We start from the raw sequence: 17,740 nt of genomic DNA, 5'->3' as shown, positions 1-17,740 counted from the left end.
ATTTTTAAAACTCGTCGTCGGTGATTTTAAAATCACTTTCCATTTCACGTCCTATTTCTCCATTGATCATGATATCTTTAGGAGATTTTGATTCAAGCTCTTTCTCAATATTCTCCTCAAAATTCGCAATAAAACTCGAAAGACTTTTACTTATTTTTACCAAATAAAGAGTGTCTTCCGTTCGTAATTCTACTGCTTCTACAATGTTTCCGTTTATATCCCTAAAGGTTATAACGTCTTCGTCGCCATAGCCATGTGGATAGTTTTCAATTAATAAAGAGGCTAGTTTGTGGTCTAGTTTTTTGTAGTCTATAAGTCGTCTGGTCATAACTGATAAAGGTTAATTATTTGGTTTTTAATTACTTGTACCCAAACTAGTTATTTTATTCAAACACGTGGGCAAAGAGTTGTGAAACCCTTCAATTTAGTATATAAAGTTTTTATTCCATGTAGTAAGCAAAAGCTTCGGAATACAAATCGGGTTCTATTCGCACATCGGTCTGTGTTTCTCCAATCGCTTTAAGTAAAACAAAGTTAATATTCCCATGGGAATTTTTCTTATCGTACTTTAAAAGAGCTATTATTTTTTCAATATCATTTTTAGTAAAGGATATCTTATCGTAATAATTCAAAAATGTCTCTTTAATATTCTTTAGCTCTTCAGTGTTTAGTCCCGTTAATTTATTCGATAAATACCCTTCGAGAATCATACCAATAGCTATGGCCTCACCATGAAGAAGTGTTTTCTTTTCCTGATTTTCTAAAAAATATGATTCGATCGCATGGCCCAATGTATGGCCGTAGTTTAATATTTTTCTAATGTTTTGTTCGGTAGGGTCTTGTAATACAACATTGTTCTTTATCTCTACCGATGTGTATATGTGTTCTTTTAATTCGGAAAGGGATTTTGCCCGTTTCAATGCGTGCCAATAGTTACTGTCTTTGATCAGACCGTGTTTCAACATTTCGGCGAATCCGCTTTTTACCTGTCGTTCTTCTAAAGTCTCTAAAAAATCGGTAACGATCAGTACCATTTGTGGCTGGTTGATAACACCTATCTGGTTCTTAAGGTTTCCTAGATCTACCCCCGTTTTACCTCCAACGGAAGCATCTACCATAGATAGTAGGGTAGTGGGGACATTTATAAAATCAATTCCTCTTTTAAAGGTAGAAGCCACAAAACCACCTAAATCGGTTAAAACACCACCACCTAGGTTGATCATTAAGCTTTTTCTATCGGCGCCGAGTTCAGATAAAGCTTCCCAGACCCCGACACAAGTGTCTATAGTCTTATGTTCTTCACCCGATGCTATTTCTATAATTTCAAAATGATACTCTCCAGATATCTCAGCCATAAATTGGGGAAGGCACAGTTCATGGGTGTTTTCGTCCACCAGAATAAAAATGGTAGAATATCCCTTTGTTTTTAAATGAGAGTTCAGCTCTTGGTAAGATGTTTCGTTAAAATGTACTGCATAAGAATCAGAAACTATAGACTGCATTGGTGTTCGATTTTATATTCCCGGTTAAATAAATTTCAAGGCACAAAATAAAGGTAATTTTAATCATAAGAATAGAAATTCTGTGTTTATATTTGGTGGGTAAAAAAATGTTTTAAGAATGGAGGGTATTTTCGAGAATACTGAAACAGCTTTTTCCTTAAAGACGGATTCTGAACTAGAAAGAGCTTATTTTTTGTTCAAAATGATAGCGAACGAACCTTTAGTGAAAATAGGCACCGCGATGACCAATTTTGCCCTTAAGGCCCATCTTCCTGTTGATGGATTGATTAGAGCTACGGTATTTGATCACTTTTGTGGCGGAATAAACGAAGAGGACTGTTTGCCGGTAGTGGATAAAATGTATCAAAAACGTGTGTGTTCGGTATTGGACTATTCTGTGGAAGGAAAGGATGAAGAAGACCCCTTGGACAACGCTACCGAAATAATATTAAAGATTCTTGATTTTGTCAAGGAAAAGGAAGCTATTCCCTTTGCTGTTTTTAAACCTACCGGGTTTGGAAGATTTGCGTTGTTTCAAAAAATAGGGAAAGGCAAAAAGCTTAATGAAAAGGAAGAGGCAGAATGGCAAAGAGTCGTTGAGAGATACGATAAAGTATGTAAAAAAGCCTACGATTTGGATGTTGCCCTTTTAATAGACGGGGAAGAAAGTTGGATGCAAGATGCTGCGGATGATTTGGCAGAGGAAATGATGCGTAAGTATAACAAAAAGAAGCCTGTAGTATTCAACACCTTACAAACCTATAGGTGGGACAGGTTGGACTATTTGAAAAAGTTGCAAGAACGTGCCATGAGAGATGGTTTTAAAATAGGGGTAAAGGTCGTACGCGGAGCTTATATGGAAAAAGAGAACGAGCGCGCAGAAGAAAAAGGCTACCCTTCTCCAATATGCGCATCAAAAAAGGCGACCGACGAAAACTTTGATGCCACGGTACGTTATATTGTAGACAACCTAGATCATATTTCTATTTTTTCTGGCACCCATAACGAGGCAAGCTGTTACAAACTAATGGAATTGATGGCGGAAAGTGGAATTGATAAAGATGACGAGCGTATTTGGTTTGGGCAATTGTATGGAATGAGCGACCACATATCCTTTAACTTGGCCGATAATGGTTATAACGTTGCCAAATATTTACCTTTCGGACCTGTGCGGGACGTTATGCCATACCTTATTCGTAGGGCGGAAGAGAATACTTCTGTCGCTGGGCAAACCAGTAGAGAGTTATCTCTTTTGAAAAAAGAAAGAAAAAGAAGAAAAATATAAGATAAAAAACAAAAAGGGGAAGAGGTTATTTTTATTGTTTTGATGTAATACTTTCGACCGTAGCTTTGTTGCTACAGTTTTTTACGACTATCTGAACCTCTTTCTCTTTTATGGCCCCCTCTATAATATAAGTTTTACAGGGCACCGATTTTGTGTCACTTTTACTAAAGTCGACGTCCCCTTCATTTAGCAAATAGGTAATATCTAAAGAATCTATCTCTTTTTTCGCCAACTGCTCGCTAACATCGTCGGAATAATACATTGGTTTAGAACGGATATCCTTTAATGTTCTGCAATTAGGTAGATAACAAAAAGAAACACCGGTTTCCTCCGATTTCTTTTTTAAGAACATGGAAAGAAAAATTAATCCTACGGACAAACCGAATAAATAAAAACCCAAACGTTTTAAAAATGCCATAATATCACCAAAAATAATTCCGCAAAATTATAGCTTTAAAACTGATATAGGAAGTTTGGCCCCAAAAATCTAAAAAATCAAAAAGTTGATATCGCTGTATTGTAGGTCATACCACTCCCCAACAAATTTATTGGTTAAAATACCGTGGTACATGTATAGTCCGTTTCTTAACCCCTTGTCGAACCGGAGCGAGTTTTCCAAACCTCCGTCCTCGCCAATTTTTAACAAGTAAGGTGTAAAAATATTACTAATGGAAACTGAAGCGGTTTTCGGGTATCTGGATGGAATATTCGGAACACCGTAATGTATAACCCCGTATTTTTCTATAATAGGTTTGTGGTGGTTGGTTACTTCGCTCGTCTCAAAACATCCGCCGGTGTCTATACTTACGTCGATAATAACGGCTCCTTTCTTCATGTGTTCCACCATGGTACTGGTAACTACTACAGGGGCCCTGTCTTCACCTCTAATCGCACCAATGGCTACATCACATCTCTTTAAGGCCTTTAATAGATTTTTTGGCTGAATGGTAGAAGTGTATATGGTTTGTTTAAGATTGGTCTGTATTTTTCTTAGTTTGGTTATAGAGTTGTCAAAGACCTTAATATTGGCACCTAACCCAATAGCCGATCTTGCCGCATATTCCCCAACGGTTCCGGCACCGATTATAACAACTTCTACAGGCGGTACTCCACTAATATTGCCGAACATGAGTCCGTTTCCCTTGTTTGTGGCCGCCATCAATTCAGATGCTATCAAAACCGATGATATACCAGCTATTTCACTTAGAGATCTTACGGCCGGATATTTTCCGTCTTCATCCCTTATATATTCAAAGGCAATGGCTGTTATTCTTTTTTTAGCCAATTTCTCAAAATACGACTTATCCTGCGTTTTTATTTGTAAGGCAGAAATAATGGTCGTTTGAGGATTCATCATGTCGATTTCTGCCAGGGTAGGGGGTTCCACTTTTAAGAGCAGGGGACACGAAAATACTTTTTTGGTGTCTCTGGTAATTTCTCCCCCAGCTGCAACATAATCTGAATCTGAGAAATGGGCGCCTTCACCGGCACCGGATTCTATCAGTACCCGATGACCGTTAGCCGTTATCGCATTCACCGCATCCGGAGTAAGACAAATACGCTTTTCTTGATATTGGTTTTCTTTCGGAAGCCCGATATAAAGCTCTCCTTTTTGCTTTAGAATCTCAAGGGTTTCTTCTTGAGGTATTAATTGTAGCTTACTAAAGGGAGAAGATGGTTCGTTCATATATCGACACTATATAAATAAGGACTTATAGATCCTTATCTCAAATGTACAATTTTTAGATAAATTGGAATATTTGAATTTGAAATATGGACAATTATGTTTTAGGGCCTATCTGATATGAAGCAAACTTTGAAGTCTGGTTTGTAATTGTTTTAAAATTTGCTCGATCTTATTAGTAGATAATTTGAGAGTTCTTTCTTTTAAAAGAGGTTCTTGGTTTTCAAAACCGTCATTTTTTTTTAAAGCTTCCTCTTCCTTGTTTTCGGATGTATCCGTTTTTAACTGGTTAAGTTCTTGTTCTATAGCTTCTAGGTCTATTCCATGAACATATTTGTCGTATAATTTTACCCTTATAAAGTAAACGAAAGGGATTACTACCATGCAAACCGGTAATAACCATAGAATATTTTTGCTGTCGACCACAACATGGTTGCTATCGGAAGAAAACCACTCTTCAAATATTTGAAAGGAGTACATCGCTATTGGTATGATCAAAATATGATACCACCAGTCTTTCGATGTCAAAAACCATAAAATCAATAGATATAGAGGAATTATTTTCCCCATCATAAACCACACATAGGTGGAAACACTGTCAAAACCATTGCTTCCTATGGTAATACCAAGTATGCTATATTCCGAATTTTCTTCTTTGGGTAGGTAATCGTAAAACTTAAACAAGAACGGAGTAATAGCAATCAAGAAAACAATTATTGACTCGATTATTATTTTTTTCTTAATCCTGACCTTCTTTGACATTACTATAGCTCTCTCTGTGTATTACTGAATAATGTCAACGAAGAAAATGGCTTTTAAGTATAAAAAAAAGCAACTTTTTCAAGTTGCTCTTAAAATTAGTTAGGTAGTAATGTTTTATCTTCTTCCGTGTGGTTTCACACTACCTTTTTTGATTCCATTAACATCATCACCAATTGTAACGGTTGGTGCTACGGTGGCTAAAAGAAAAAGACCTAAAGCGATTGATGCTAAAAATGTTCTTTTGTTTTTCATTTTCATTAGGGGTTTTTGGTTAAACACTAATTTTATCTCATTACAAACGTAAGAAAAAATGTACAAAAAAAATGTTTTTAAACGTAAAAAATGCACCTTTTAACGTAAAAATCAAGCAATTAGTCGATTTTTCGGTCTTTCGTCGAAAAAAAACAATAAAAACGATTGGAAAACGATGTGCTTTTCTTTTGTCCTACAAACGTACTGTGTGTACCATCGTTTTAAAAGGTTATTTTGCGTTTGTTGGTATCCAAAATTTCAATTTTCACGTTGGTCGCATCTGTAGGTAAAAACGATGGTATTTTATCTGGCCACTCCATAAATATCCAGACATCGGTATCAAAATAATCTTCAATCCCCATATCCAATGCTTCAATTTCATCTTTTAAACGGTAGAAATCGAAATGATATGCCAACAGATCTCCCTTTTGGTCGGCGTATTCGTTAACGAGCCCAAAGGTTGGACTACTTACTTTGTCCATACTACCGAGTTCTTTAATAATAGCTGTTATCAATGTCGTTTTTCCCGCTCCCATAGGGGCATAGAATGCTACCGTTTTGTTTGAAATATTGGCTATTATTTTTTTTGCTACTTCTTGAATCTCGCTTTCAGAATAAATTAATTCCATCAAAAAAACTATTTTGGTGATAAGACAATAAAAGGTACGATCATTTCTTCTAAGGATACCCCTCCATGTTGATATGTGTTTCTATAATAACTAACATAATGGTTGTAGTTGTTGGGGTAGGCAAAGAAAAGATCGTTCTTCGCAAAAATAAAAGAACTGCTAACGTTTATACTTGGAAGAAAAATAGATTTTGGATCTTTGGCGGCCATTACATCCTTCTCTTCATAACTTAAGCTTCGACCGGTCTTATATCTTAAATTTAAGCTTGTGTCTCTGTCACCTACCACTTTTGAGGGGGATTTTACGTTAATGGTGCCATGATCGGTCGTTATTATAAGCTTTAGTCCCATGGCTTGGGCCTGCTGGATTATTTCTAATAAGGGCGAATTCTTGAACCAGCTTTGGGTAAGGGACCTATAAGCCTTATCATTGGATGCCAATTCTTTTATTACCTCCATTTCCGTTTTGGAATGTGATAACATGTCCACAAAATTATATACAATTACCGTGAGGTCGTTATCTTTTTGCGATTTAAAATTTTGTGAAAGATGTTTCCCTTGTTTTAAGCTGCTGATTTTGTGATAGTCCCATTTTATGTCGCACCCAAGACGGCGAAGTTGTTCTTCTAAAAATTTATCCTCATATAAGTTTTTGCCTCCTTCTTCGGTATCGTTTTTCCACCAATCCGGATATTTTTTTTCCATATCCAGCGGTGTGAGTCCAGAAAATATGGCATTTCTAGCATATTGGGTGGCTGTAGGCAAAATACTGCAATATGACTTTTCTTTGTTCTTTTTATAAAAGGAACCTACCGTCTCTTCAAAAGCATACCACTGGTCGTAGCGAAGATTGTCCACTACCACCAACAATGTTTTTTGATCCTTTATTTCGGGGGCTATCCACTTTTTGAAAAGGGTGTGTGACATAACCGGCGCGCCTGGATCTGTAAACCAATCGGCGTAATTCTGGTCTATGAATTTACCAAATTGATTGTTGGCCTCCACTTTTTGGGATTCAAGAATTTCGAACATTCCGCTGTCTTCTATCTCTTCAAGTTGTAGCTCCCAATAAATAAGCTTTTTATATAGTTCTTCCCATTCTTCATAAGTGTTCACCATAGACATGTCCATGGCTATCTTTCTAAATTCTTGTTGGTAGTTACTGGTAGTTTTTTCCGACACCAATCTAGAGTGGTCCAAACTTTTTTTAAGGGCAAGCAATATCTGGTTCGGGTTTACGGGTTTAATTAAATAGTCCGCTATTTTAGAACCGATGGCTTCTTCCATGATAAACTCTTCCTCACTTTTAGTTATCATAATCACCGGTAAAGACGAGTCTATGAGTTTAATTTCGCTTAAGGTTTCCAATCCGGAAATACCTGGCATGTTCTCATCTAAAAAGACTATGTCTACCTGAGTTCTCCTCAATTCCTCTAAAGCTTCTTGGCCGCTTTTCGAGGTAATAACCTCATAGTTCTTGTTCTCTAAAAATAAGATGTGTGGTTTTAAAAGGTCCACTTCATCATCTACCCAAAGTATTTTTATCTTGTTCATTTAAGAAATTTATTGTCTATAAGCTTGTATTAATATGGTATCATTGGTAAAAACTATTCTTAAAGGCCCTGTATGAGTAATTACAATTGCATAACTTTGGGGACTTTCTGAATAACTACTGTGTTTTTAATGAAATACAACAAGCTAAAAATATTTAATGATCCAATTTACGGATTTATTAGAATCCCTAATGATTTGATTTTCGATTTGATCGCTGATCCTTATTTTCAACGGTTACGACGAATATCTCAAATGGGGCTTTCCTATTTGGTCTATCCAGGGGCTCATCATACAAGGTTTCACCATGCATTGGGGTGTATGTACTTGATGCAAAAAGCAATTTTGGCCTTACGTTATAAGGCTGTTGATATTTCCGAGGAAGAGGAAATAGGATTATTATGCGCCATTCTACTGCACGATATTGGGCATGGTCCCTTTTCCCATGCTATGGAACATAGTATCGTAAAAGATATAAGCCATGAGCATATTTCTCTTCAATTTATGCACGAGCTGAATAGAAAGTTCGATGGCAAATTAACACTGGCGATCGAAATATTTACGGGAAAACACCCTAAAAGATTTTTAAACCAGTTAGTATCCAGTCAATTGGATATGGACCGTTTAGACTATCTTAAACGAGATAGTTTTTATACAGGGGTTGCCGAGGGCAATACCAATGCAGATCGTTTAATTACGATGTTAAATGTAGTGGACGGAAATTTGGTACTTGAAGAAAAAGGAATTTATTCGGTAGAAAAATTCTTGATGGCCCGTAGATTTATGTATTGGCAAGTCTATTTACATAAGACCTCGGTAGTGGCCGAACAGATTTTGATCAGTATTTTAAAGAGGGCCAGGTTTTTGTTGGATAAAAACCATCGATTAAATGCCAGTAGTGCATTGATGTATTTTTTGTTGAACGAGGTTCGTGTGGATAATTTTGACTGTCAAGTACTAGACCAATTTTCGAAATTGGACGATATAGATATTTTGTCCGCTGTTAAAGAGTGGCAAAACTCAGATGATTTTGTGTTGTCCACGTTATGTCAAATGTTAATAGACCGCAAATTATTACATATTAAAGTTCGTAAAGAGCCGATAACCAAGAAAAAGTTGGAAAGCAAAAAGAAAAAGGTGCAACAAAGGTTTGGTTTAAAAAACGAGGATGAAATATCTTATTTTGTGTTTACGGGAAAACTGGAAAACAGGGCTTACAACCGTAAGCATCAGAATATTAACATTCTTAGAAAAAACGGTAAAATTGTGGATGTGGCAAAATTATCAGATCATTTAAATTTAAATGCCCTTTCCAATACCGTTACCAAATATTATATCTGTTACCCAAAAGAAGCCGTTTAACAATTTTTCTTACATTTGTGCCCATGGTATTTACAGCAGGTCAAATTGCAGGTATTTTAGAAGGTGAAGTACATGGAAATCCAGAGATAGCCGTTCATAAACTTGCAAAGATTGAGGAAGGAGAAAAAGGGTCTTTGACCTTTTTGGCAAATCCGAAATATACTTCTTTTATATATAAGACAAAAGCTTCGGTCACTATAGTGAACAAAGACTTTGTTCCCGATCAGGAACTAAACACTACCCTTATAAAGGTAGAGGATGCCTATAAGTCTTTTTCAAAACTTTTGGAATATTATAATGAAGTAAAGAATAATAAGGTCGGTATTGAGGAGCCCGTTTTTAAAGCCGATTCGGTAGTACACGGAGAGAATCTGTATTTAGGAGCCTTTGCATATCTAGGCAACAAGGTTGTTATAGGTGACAATGTTAAAATATATCCTAACGTATATATTGGAGATAATGTAACCATCGGTGATAATGTGGTTATTTTTGCGGGCGCAAAAATTTACTCGGAAACGGTTATCGGTAATAATTGTGTTATTAATAGCGGAGTTATCATTGGTGCTGATGGCTTTGGTTTCGCCCCCAATGAACAAGGTGAATTTACAAAAGTGCCCCAGACCGGTAATGTAATTCTTGAGGACAACGTTGATGTTGGAGCGGGAACTACGATAGACAGGGCGACCTTGGGTTCTACAATATTAAGAAAAGGGGTGAAGTTGGATAATCAAATTCAGATCGCCCACAATGTAGAAATCGGTGAACATACGGTAATTGCTGCGCAAACAGGTATTGCGGGTTCCGCTAAAATTGGAAAGCATTGTATGATCGGTGGTCAAGTGGGTATCGTTGGCCACATAGTTATAGGGGACAATGTAAAAATACAGGCCCAATCAGGAATTGGCAGAAATGTTAAGGATAACGAGGTGTTGCAGGGGTCTCCGGCGCTTAATTACGGAGATTACAATAAATCTTACGTACACTTTAAAAACTTACCTAAAATTATTAGTAGAATCGACAACTTGGAAAATAAGGACTGACGATGAAAACAGCATTTAAACAACGAACAATAAATAAAGAGGTCTCATTGACCGGAGTTGGATTACATACAGGAGGCAATGTTACTGTTAAATTTTTGCCAGCTCCAGAAAATCATGGGTACGCTTTTAAGCGTGTAGATTTGGAGGGTACACCCGTAATCGAGGCCGATGCCAATTATGTGGTAAACACCCAAAGAGGTACCAATTTAGAGAAAAATGGCGTCAAAATTCAAACATCGGAGCACGTCTTGGCGGCACTTGTAGGTTTGGAAATTGATAATGTTCTTATAGAATTGGATTCTCCAGAACCTCCTATTATGGATGGATCCTCAAAGTTTTTTGTGGAAGCATTGGAAGAAGCGGGAATCGTAGAACAAGATGCTTATAGAGAAGAATATGTTGTAAAAGATGTTATTTCTTATAGGGATGAAGCTAGCGGAAGTGAGATTACGATCATACCTTCACATGAATATCAGATTACTACAATGGTAGATTTTGGCACCAAGGTTCTTGGTACCCAAAATGCAAATCTGGAAAAATTATCAGATTTTAAAGAAGAAATAGCGGATGCCCGTACTTTTAGTTTTTTACATGAGCTGGAAATGCTTTTGGAAAATGGACTGATTAAAGGAGGGGACCTAAATAATGCCATAGTATATGTAGATAAGGAAATTTCCGAAGCTACTATGAAAAAGTTAGAAAAAGCGTTTAACAAAAAGAAACTTTCTGTTAAGCCAAATGGTATTTTAGACAACCTGACTTTACATCACCCAAATGAAGCCGCAAGACATAAGTTGTTGGATATAATAGGTGATTTGGCCCTAATAGGAACCAGAATACGAGGTAAGGTTATAGCTAGTAAACCTGGGCATTTTGTGAATACACAATTTGCGAAAAAAATATCTAAGATCATAAAATTGGAACGTCGCAACAATGTTCCTCAATACGATTTGACCCAAAAACCTTTAATGGATGTTACTCAAATCATGAACATGTTGCCCCACAGACCTCCCTTTTTATTGGTGGATAAGATTCTTGAGTTGTCCGACTCCCATGTAGTAGGGGTTAAGAATGTGACCATGAACGAGCCTTTTTTCGTAGGTCATTTCCCCGGGGCACCGGTAATGCCGGGTGTTCTACAGGTAGAGGCAATGGCCCAAACAGGAGGAATTCTTGTGTTGAGCACGGTGCCAGATCCAGAAAATTATTTGACATTTTTCATGAAAATGGACAATGTGAAATTTAAAAGACAAGTACTTCCAGGCGATACGTTGATTTTTAAATGTGATTTAATATCTCCCATACGTAGAGGAATATGTCATATGCAAGCCTATGCCTATGCCAATGATAAATTGGTTTCAGAAGCGGAACTAATGGCACAAATAGTTAAATCAAAATAAAATAGTAGCATGAATCAACCTCTTGCCTATGTTCACCCAGGCGCTAAAATCGCAAAAAATGTTGTGATAGAGCCTTTTACCACCATCCATAACAATGTAACCATTGGAGATGGCACATGGATCGGTTCTAATGTTACTATTATGGAAGGCGCTAGAATTGGCAAAAACTGTAATATCTTTCCCGGAGCGGTTATTTCCGCTTCTCCACAAGATTTGAAATATGAAGGAGAGGAGACTACGGTAATCATTGGAGATGGAACCACCATTCGCGAATGTGCTACCATACACAAAGGTACTTCTGATAGGATGAAAACGGTTATAGGAAAAAACTGTTTGATAATGGCCTATTGCCATGTAGCACATGACTGTGTAGTAGGTGATAATTGTATATTTTCAAATAATTCTACATTGGCCGGGCATGTTACCATTGGCGACAATGTAATTTTAGCAGGTTTAGTGGCCGTACATCAATTTGTATCTATTGGCCAGCATGCTTTTGTTACGGGAGGTTCTTTGGTAAGAAAAGATGTGCCCCCGTATGTAAAGGCGGCAAGGGAACCTTTGTCATATGTAGGTATTAATTCCGTAGGTCTTAGACGAAGGGGCTTTCAATCAGAAAAAATACGCGAAATACAAAATATCTATCGTATCTTATATCAAAAGAGTTATAATAATACCCAAGCGGCACAAATAATAGAGGCCGAAATGGAGGCCACCCCAGAAAGGGATGAAATTCTTCAGTTCATAAGAGACTCGCAAAGGGGTATTATGAAAGGATATTTTAGTAATAATTAAGGATAAACAAAAAATGTAAGCCATGGTTATGGCGACTATTTTAATAATTAAGTTTTAAGCAAAATGGCATCTACATCAGATATTAGAAAAGGATTGTGCATTAGATATAATAATGACATTTATAAAATTATAGAGTTCTTACACGTAAAACCGGGTAAAGGTCCGGCTTTTGTACGAACAAAGTTAAAAAGTGTGTCTACCGGTAAAGTTTTGGACAACACGTTTTCTGCAGGTCATAAAATTGATGACGTACGTGTAGAGACAAGATCGTATCAATTTTTATATGCCGAAGGAGAAACGTATCATTTTATGAATACGGACGATTATAACCAAATCACCCTTCAAGAAAGTGCCTTGGATGCTCCTGGGCTATTAAAAGAAGGAGAAGTGGTTAAAATTATGTTCAATACCGAAGACAGTATGCCTTTATCCGTAGATATGCCAGCCAGTGTTGTCTTAGAGGTAACTTACACAGAGCCTGGTGTTAAGGGTAATACTGCCACCAACGCTACCAAACCTGCAAAAGTGGAAACGGGAGCGGAAGTAAATGTTCCATTATTTATTAATGAGGGCGATAAAATTAAAATAGACACTTCGACCAGTTCCTATATGGAAAGGGTTAAAGAATAAAATTTCGTTCTTTGAGATTTCCGACGACATTTACGCTGAACCAGATAGCTGAAATTATAAATTCAGAGTACGTGGGGCCTCATGATTTTCCAGTTCTGGGAATGAATGAAATTCATGTGGTGGAAGAAGGCGATATAGTTTTTGTAGACCACCCAAAATATTATGATAAGGCCCTGACCTCAAAGGCTACCATTGTTTTAATAAACAAAAAGGTAGATTGCCCTGAAGGTAAGGCGCTTTTAATTTCGGAAGACCCGTTTCGTGATTTTAATAAGTTAACCCGTTATTTTAGTCCTTTTGTCTCATCTAGCAGTGCTATTTCAGATTCGGCTAAAATTGGCAAGAATACCGTAATACAACCCAATGTATTCATAGGGAACAATGTTGTTATAGGTGATAATTGTAAAATTCATTCCAATGTATCCATATATGACAATTGTATTATAGGAGACAACGTCACCATACATGCCGGAAGTGTGCTTGGGGCCGATGCTTTCTATTACAAGAACAGACCAGAAGGTTTCGATAAATTATTATCGGGCGGTAGGGTCGTCATAAAAGACAATGTAGACCTTGGTGCATTATGTACCATAGACCGTGGTGTTACCGGAGATACTACTATTGGTGAGGGCACAAAGATCGATAATCAAGTGCATGTGGGTCATGACACGGTTATTGGTAAAAAATGCCTTATTGCTTCACAGACCGGCATTGCAGGCTGCGTCATTATAGAGGACGAGGTTACCCTTTGGGGCCAAGTAGGTACCAACAGCGGAATTACGATCGGTAAAAAGTCTGTGGTTATGGGACAAACGGGAGTCACAAAATCCGTAGCTGGTGGTAAAAGTTATTTTGGCACTCCCATAGAAGAGTCCAGGGAAAAATTAAAACAATTGGCATATATCAAGAAAATTCCGGATATAATTAAAAAACTAGAGAATAAATAAGAAGAAGAATTCTTTAGTATTCATTGACAAACATATATTTTTGCGTAGAAATAAAAACCAAACAGAAGTATGAGCGTTTTAGTAAATAAGGATTCCAAAATAATTGTACAAGGATTTACAGGAAGTGAAGGTACTTTTCATGCCGAACAGATGATCGAGTACGGAACTAACATTGTTGGTGGTGTAACACCTGGTAAAGGTGGACAAGAACATTTAGGGAAGCCTGTTTTTAATACGGTTAGCGAAGCTGTTGAAAAAGTAGGAGCGGATACGACCATTATATTTGTACCGCCTGCATTTGCTGCAGATGCTATCATGGAAGCCGCCAATGCGGGAATCAAAGTTATTATTACTATTACAGAAGGTATACCTGTTGCCGATATGGTAATGGTTGCCAATTACTTAAAAGATAAGGATTGTAGATTGATAGGCCCTAACTGTCCAGGAGTAATTACTCCAGGTGAGGCAAAAGTAGGTATTATGCCAGGGTTTGTTTTTAAGAAAGGAAATATAGGAATCGTTTCTAAATCGGGTACTTTAACTTATGAGGCTGCCGATCAAGTGGTTAGACAAGGGTTGGGTATTACAACGGCCATTGGTATTGGTGGTGACCCTATTATTGGCACCACTACAAAAGAAGCTGTTGAGCTTTTGATCAATGATCCAGAAACGGAATGTGTGGTTATGATCGGTGAAATAGGTGGTCAGTTAGAAGCCGATGCCGCAAAATGGTACAAAGAAAGCGGAAGTAAAAAACCGGTCGTAGGATTTATCGCCGGTGAAACCGCACCTGCAGGTAGAACTATGGGACACGCCGGAGCTATCGTAGGGGGTAGTGACGATACGGCACAAGCTAAAAAGAAAATCATGAGAGAACATGGTATTCATGTAGTTGATTCTCCTGCCGAAATCGGAGCTAAAGTAAAAGAAGTAATGGGATAGTATCCTATAAAAATATACTAAAATCCCGTTCTTACGGGATTTTTTTTCGCCTATATATCAAACAAAACTTATATTTGACATAAGACCTTACAAATAGTGATCAGATGAAATTGTTAGAAGGAAAAAACGTAATTATTACAGGTGCCAGTCGTGGAATCGGAAAAGGTATTGCCAAAGTTTTTGCTCAACATGGTGCCAATATAGCATTTACTTATAGTGCCAGCGAAGCCCCTGCTTTAGAGCTGGAGGAAGAGCTAAAAGGTATGGGGGTAAAAGCAAAAGCATATAAAAGCAATGCTGCCAGTTATGAAGAGGCCGAAAAATTAATTGCCGATGTACTAAACGATTTTGACGGCACCATAGATGTTTTGATCAATAATGCAGGTATCACTAAGGACAATCTTCTTATGCGAATGTCAGAGGCCGATTTTGATCAGGTTATAGATATTAACCTTAAGTCGGTTTTTAACATGACAAAAGCTGCCCAGAGAACTTTTCTGAAACAACGTAAAGGTTCTATTATAAATATGAGCAGTGTGGTAGGGGTAAAAGGAAATGCCGGCCAAGCCAATTATGCGGCTTCAAAAGCGGGTATGATCGGTTTTACTAAATCAATTGCCCTGGAATTAGGATCTAGAAACATTCGTTGCAACGCAATAGCCCCTGGATTTATAGAAACGGAAATGACCGCTAAGTTAGATGAAAAGACAGTACAGGGCTGGAGAGATGGCATACCGTTAAAAAGAGGTGGTTCTACCGAGGATATTGCCAATGCTTGCCTATTTTTTGCTTCTGATCTGTCATCTTATGTGACTGGGCAGGTATTAAATGTAGACGGTGGAATGCTTACCTAGCCTTTATCGGTTCTAGGGTAGGGCATATGCTATTTACTATGGTGATAATTACTAATTCTGAATAAGCTTTTAAATGCAAACTGAAACAGTATTGCTTATTATACTGGCTGCACTAGTAGCTATAGGGGTGTCGCTGTTTCAATATGTTTTTAAGAAAAAAAAGAAAGGTAAACTCATTTATGTATTATCCTTTCTAAGATTTTTGGGTGTTTTTTCGATTTTATTATTGATTATTAACCCCAAATTTTCAAAAACTACCTATTCAATAGAAAAACCAAATTTGGTTTTATTGGTCGATAATTCATCCTCCGTAAAACAAAATGATGATGAGTTACAGGCCATACTTTCAACCTTTAAAAGTTCAGAAAACATCATGGACAGGTTCAATGTAGAGACCTACACCTTTGGTGAGAATTTAAAGTCCGGTGATAGCTTAGATTATAAAGAGAAATTTACTGATATAAACAGGTCGCTTAGTGCCCTACAAGAAGTATATAAAAGGAAAAAAACGGCCTTTGTCCTTATATCGGACGGTAATCAAACTATTGGCCGCGATTACACCTTTAATCCTGACAACAGTAAAAATCCCGTATATACTATTACGGTGGGCGATACTACGAGATATGAAGACGTAGGTATCGGTAACATAAATACGAACAAATTTGCTTTCTTAAAAAATAAATATCCTTTAGAAACCTATGTTACCTATCAAGGGGAAGGTAGTGTTTCTACGAACGTAAGCATTCGTGTGAACGGTAAAAATGTTTTTACCGAAAAGGTAAATTTGTCAAAATCCAATAATCTTAAAACAATTGAAACCACCATCGATGCCAATAGTGTGGGTATAAAGAGTATTGTAGTCAGTGTCGAGGCCCTGGCGAATGAAAAAAACCTCATAAACAATACAAGGGAGGCCACGGTAGAGGTAATTGACGAAAAAACGAGTATTGCCTTAATTTCTAATGTTCTACACCCAGATTTAGGCACCCTTAAAAAGGCAATTGAGAGCAACGAGCAACGAGAAGTCACAATTTTAAAGCCTACCGCTACATTAAAGCAGTTAGAGGAAGTGGATCTGTTCTTGTTATACGAGCCTACTAGCACCTTCAATAACATATTCGAATTTATTTCCAACAGGCAAAGTAATTACATTGTTTTTACGGGTGTAAATACCGATTATAACTATCTGAACAAGGTTCAAAATGATTTTAATATAGAAATAGGGTATCCCGTTCAAGAAGTTTTTGGTACGGTGAACACCGTTTTTTCCAAATTTGATATTACCGATTTTGATATTACCGATTTTCCTCCTTTATATAGTGATGCCGGACCATTGACAATAAATACGTCTAATGAAATTCTCATAAATACAGAAATTAGAGGAGTGGATATCAACTCTCCGATGTTGACCGTTATTGATGATAATACATGGAAAAAAGCTATATGGACGGGTTCTGGTATTTGGAAATGGAGAATGCAATCGTATAGAAATGGGGGCGATTTCCAAAATTTCGATAAGTTCTTTGGTAAGTTAATGAGGTACATGTCCGGTAATTCAAAAAGAGACAGACTTAATTTACAATATAGTCCTTTGTACGAAGGAAGCAGTACCGCTTTGATCTCGGCAACCTATTTTGATGAAACGTTTGTTTTTGATCCAAATGCGAGTATAAACATTGACGTAAGAAATAAAGAAACCGATAAGGAACTAACGTTGCCCATGATATTAAAGAATGGATACTATGAGGTAGATTTAACCAATTTATTACCCGGCGCATATACTTTTAAAGTGTATGTAGGTGAGGAAAACGTTTCTAAAACAGGTAATTTTGTAATATCTGATTTTGACTTGGAAAAACAGTTTATTTCCAGTGATTACCGTAAGATGGCCACCTTGGCACAAAATACCGGGGGCAAAAATTATTTTACGGCCAATCATGTTAATTTGCCCGAAGAGCTTTCTGCTAGTGATGTTTTTGTACCAATCCAAAAGAGCTCTGAAAATATTGTATCTTTGATAGATTTCAGAATACTCTTGGCATTGATTATGTCATCCTTCACTATAGAGTGGTTTATTAGAAAATATAACGGATTAACTTAAACAAA

The 17,740-nt window shown here is 37.1% G+C and carries 18 protein-coding genes; 10 read left to right on the top strand and 8 right to left on the bottom strand.

Features of this window, described 5'->3' with window-relative positions:
• Positions 1 to 4: 4 nt before the first annotated feature.
• Both J8L85_RS12190 and aroB read right to left on the bottom strand, forming a co-directional pair.
• The gene (locus J8L85_RS12190) at positions 5 to 328 is read right to left on the bottom strand and encodes a hypothetical protein (RefSeq protein ID WP_211017597.1); all 324 of its coding nucleotides are present in this window, start codon (positions 326 to 328) and stop codon (positions 5 to 7) included.
• Positions 329 to 440: 112 nt separating this feature from the next.
• Complete coding sequence (gene aroB, locus J8L85_RS12185) at positions 441 to 1,502, bottom strand: 3-dehydroquinate synthase (RefSeq protein ID WP_211017596.1); 1,062 nt, start codon at positions 1,500 to 1,502, stop codon at positions 441 to 443.
• Between the two features lie 118 nt (positions 1,503 to 1,620).
• Here aroB and J8L85_RS12180 point away from each other — a divergent pair, with 118 nt between their 5' ends.
• Positions 1,621 to 2,787 (top strand): proline dehydrogenase family protein, encoded by a 1,167-nt coding sequence (locus J8L85_RS12180; protein WP_211017595.1) that lies wholly within the window; start codon positions 1,621 to 1,623, stop codon positions 2,785 to 2,787.
• Positions 2,788 to 2,818: 31 nt separating this feature from the next.
• Here the strand turns inward: J8L85_RS12180 and J8L85_RS12175 are convergent, their stop codons facing one another.
• The 6 genes from J8L85_RS12175 to J8L85_RS12150 form a co-directional block, all read right to left on the bottom strand.
• The gene (locus tag J8L85_RS12175) at positions 2,819 to 3,205 is read right to left on the bottom strand and encodes a DUF4258 domain-containing protein (RefSeq protein WP_211017594.1); all 387 of its coding nucleotides are present in this window, start codon (positions 3,203 to 3,205) and stop codon (positions 2,819 to 2,821) included.
• 69 nt (positions 3,206 to 3,274) lie between these two features.
• Positions 3,275 to 4,474, bottom strand: a complete 1,200-nt coding sequence (locus J8L85_RS12170) for an alanine dehydrogenase (protein ID WP_211017593.1) — start codon at positions 4,472 to 4,474, stop codon at positions 3,275 to 3,277.
• Positions 4,475 to 4,582: 108 nt separating this feature from the next.
• The gene (locus tag J8L85_RS12165; protein WP_247656648.1) at positions 4,583 to 5,176 is read right to left on the bottom strand and encodes a hypothetical protein; all 594 of its coding nucleotides are present in this window, start codon (positions 5,174 to 5,176) and stop codon (positions 4,583 to 4,585) included.
• 171 nt (positions 5,177 to 5,347) lie between these two features.
• Positions 5,348 to 5,491, bottom strand: coding sequence for a hypothetical protein (locus J8L85_RS12160; protein WP_211017589.1), 144 nt, complete (start codon positions 5,489 to 5,491; stop codon positions 5,348 to 5,350).
• Between the two features lie 215 nt (positions 5,492 to 5,706).
• A complete protein-coding gene (gene tsaE / locus J8L85_RS12155) occupies positions 5,707 to 6,114 on the bottom strand; it encodes a tRNA (adenosine(37)-N6)-threonylcarbamoyltransferase complex ATPase subunit type 1 TsaE (protein WP_211017587.1) in 408 nt (135 codons plus the stop codon).
• Positions 6,115 to 6,122: 8 nt separating this feature from the next.
• Complete coding sequence (locus J8L85_RS12150; RefSeq protein ID WP_211017585.1) at positions 6,123 to 7,667, bottom strand: bifunctional response regulator/alkaline phosphatase family protein; 1,545 nt, start codon at positions 7,665 to 7,667, stop codon at positions 6,123 to 6,125.
• Between the two features lie 129 nt (positions 7,668 to 7,796).
• Here J8L85_RS12150 and J8L85_RS12145 point away from each other — a divergent pair, with 129 nt between their 5' ends.
• The 9 genes from J8L85_RS12145 (at position 7,797) to J8L85_RS12105 (ending at position 17,735) form a co-directional block, all read left to right on the top strand.
• Complete coding sequence (locus J8L85_RS12145; RefSeq protein ID WP_211017582.1) at positions 7,797 to 9,026, top strand: HD domain-containing protein; 1,230 nt, start codon at positions 7,797 to 7,799, stop codon at positions 9,024 to 9,026.
• A gap of 23 nt (positions 9,027 to 9,049) precedes the next feature.
• Positions 9,050 to 10,066 (top strand): UDP-3-O-(3-hydroxymyristoyl)glucosamine N-acyltransferase, encoded by a 1,017-nt coding sequence (lpxD, locus tag J8L85_RS12140; RefSeq protein WP_211017580.1) that lies wholly within the window; start codon positions 9,050 to 9,052, stop codon positions 10,064 to 10,066.
• A gap of 2 nt (positions 10,067 to 10,068) precedes the next feature.
• The gene (locus J8L85_RS12135) at positions 10,069 to 11,466 is read left to right on the top strand and encodes a bifunctional UDP-3-O-[3-hydroxymyristoyl] N-acetylglucosamine deacetylase/3-hydroxyacyl-ACP dehydratase (protein ID WP_047245396.1); all 1,398 of its coding nucleotides are present in this window, start codon (positions 10,069 to 10,071) and stop codon (positions 11,464 to 11,466) included.
• 9 nt (positions 11,467 to 11,475) lie between these two features.
• Positions 11,476 to 12,261 carry an acyl-ACP--UDP-N-acetylglucosamine O-acyltransferase gene (gene lpxA, locus J8L85_RS12130; RefSeq protein ID WP_211017578.1) on the top strand — a complete coding sequence of 262 codons (786 nt, stop codon included), beginning with the start codon at positions 11,476 to 11,478 and terminating at the stop codon, positions 12,259 to 12,261.
• 63 nt (positions 12,262 to 12,324) lie between these two features.
• Complete coding sequence (gene efp / locus J8L85_RS12125) at positions 12,325 to 12,891, top strand: elongation factor P (protein ID WP_211017576.1); 567 nt, start codon at positions 12,325 to 12,327, stop codon at positions 12,889 to 12,891.
• Between the two features lie 11 nt (positions 12,892 to 12,902).
• Positions 12,903 to 13,838 carry a UDP-3-O-(3-hydroxymyristoyl)glucosamine N-acyltransferase gene (locus J8L85_RS12120; RefSeq protein WP_211017574.1) on the top strand — a complete coding sequence of 312 codons (936 nt, stop codon included), beginning with the start codon at positions 12,903 to 12,905 and terminating at the stop codon, positions 13,836 to 13,838.
• A gap of 69 nt (positions 13,839 to 13,907) precedes the next feature.
• The gene (gene sucD, locus J8L85_RS12115; RefSeq protein ID WP_047245392.1) at positions 13,908 to 14,780 is read left to right on the top strand and encodes a succinate--CoA ligase subunit alpha; all 873 of its coding nucleotides are present in this window, start codon (positions 13,908 to 13,910) and stop codon (positions 14,778 to 14,780) included.
• Positions 14,781 to 14,884: 104 nt separating this feature from the next.
• Positions 14,885 to 15,634 (top strand): 3-oxoacyl-[acyl-carrier-protein] reductase, encoded by a 750-nt coding sequence (fabG, locus tag J8L85_RS12110; protein ID WP_211017573.1) that lies wholly within the window; start codon positions 14,885 to 14,887, stop codon positions 15,632 to 15,634.
• A 73-nt stretch (positions 15,635 to 15,707) separates the two neighbouring features.
• Positions 15,708 to 17,735 carry a VWA domain-containing protein gene (locus tag J8L85_RS12105; RefSeq protein WP_211017572.1) on the top strand — a complete coding sequence of 676 codons (2,028 nt, stop codon included), beginning with the start codon at positions 15,708 to 15,710 and terminating at the stop codon, positions 17,733 to 17,735.
• Positions 17,736 to 17,740 lie beyond the last annotated feature (5 nt).

Origin of the sequence: Maribacter sp. MMG018, assembly GCF_018100785.1 — a bacterium.
Lineage (GTDB): Bacteria > Bacteroidota > Bacteroidia > Flavobacteriales > Flavobacteriaceae > Maribacter.
The sequence above is the reverse complement of the archived record's forward strand: the minus strand, read 5'-3'. Positions and strand labels throughout refer to the sequence as shown.

Bases quoted from the DNA above. Each gene is read 5' to 3' on its own strand.
- J8L85_RS12170 (WP_211017593.1), bottom strand. From the start codon at position 4,474: ATGAACGAACCATCTTCTCCCTTTAGTAAGCTACAATTAATACCTCAA.
- J8L85_RS12180 (WP_211017595.1), top strand. From the start codon at position 1,621: ATGGAGGGTATTTTCGAGAATACTGAAACAGCTTTTTCCTTAAAGACG.
- lpxD (WP_211017580.1), top strand. From the start codon at position 9,050: ATGGTATTTACAGCAGGTCAAATTGCAGGTATTTTAGAAGGTGAAGTA.
- J8L85_RS12190 (WP_211017597.1), bottom strand. From the start codon at position 328: ATGACCAGACGACTTATAGACTACAAAAAACTAGACCACAAACTAGCC.
- J8L85_RS12105 (WP_211017572.1), top strand. From the start codon at position 15,708: ATGCAAACTGAAACAGTATTGCTTATTATACTGGCTGCACTAGTAGCT.
- tsaE (WP_211017587.1), bottom strand. From the start codon at position 6,114: ATGGAATTAATTTATTCTGAAAGCGAGATTCAAGAAGTAGCAAAAAAA.
- J8L85_RS12135 (WP_047245396.1), top strand. From the start codon at position 10,069: ATGAAAACAGCATTTAAACAACGAACAATAAATAAAGAGGTCTCATTG.
- aroB (WP_211017596.1), bottom strand. From the start codon at position 1,502: ATGCAGTCTATAGTTTCTGATTCTTATGCAGTACATTTTAACGAAACA.
- lpxA (WP_211017578.1), top strand. From the start codon at position 11,476: ATGAATCAACCTCTTGCCTATGTTCACCCAGGCGCTAAAATCGCAAAA.
- J8L85_RS12150 (WP_211017585.1), bottom strand. From the start codon at position 7,667: ATGAACAAGATAAAAATACTTTGGGTAGATGATGAAGTGGACCTTTTA.
- sucD (WP_047245392.1), top strand. From the start codon at position 13,908: ATGAGCGTTTTAGTAAATAAGGATTCCAAAATAATTGTACAAGGATTT.
- J8L85_RS12145 (WP_211017582.1), top strand. From the start codon at position 7,797: ATGAAATACAACAAGCTAAAAATATTTAATGATCCAATTTACGGATTT.
- efp (WP_211017576.1), top strand. From the start codon at position 12,325: ATGGCATCTACATCAGATATTAGAAAAGGATTGTGCATTAGATATAAT.
- J8L85_RS12160 (WP_211017589.1), bottom strand. From the start codon at position 5,491: ATGAAAATGAAAAACAAAAGAACATTTTTAGCATCAATCGCTTTAGGT.
- fabG (WP_211017573.1), top strand. From the start codon at position 14,885: ATGAAATTGTTAGAAGGAAAAAACGTAATTATTACAGGTGCCAGTCGT.
- J8L85_RS12175 (WP_211017594.1), bottom strand. From the start codon at position 3,205: ATGGCATTTTTAAAACGTTTGGGTTTTTATTTATTCGGTTTGTCCGTA.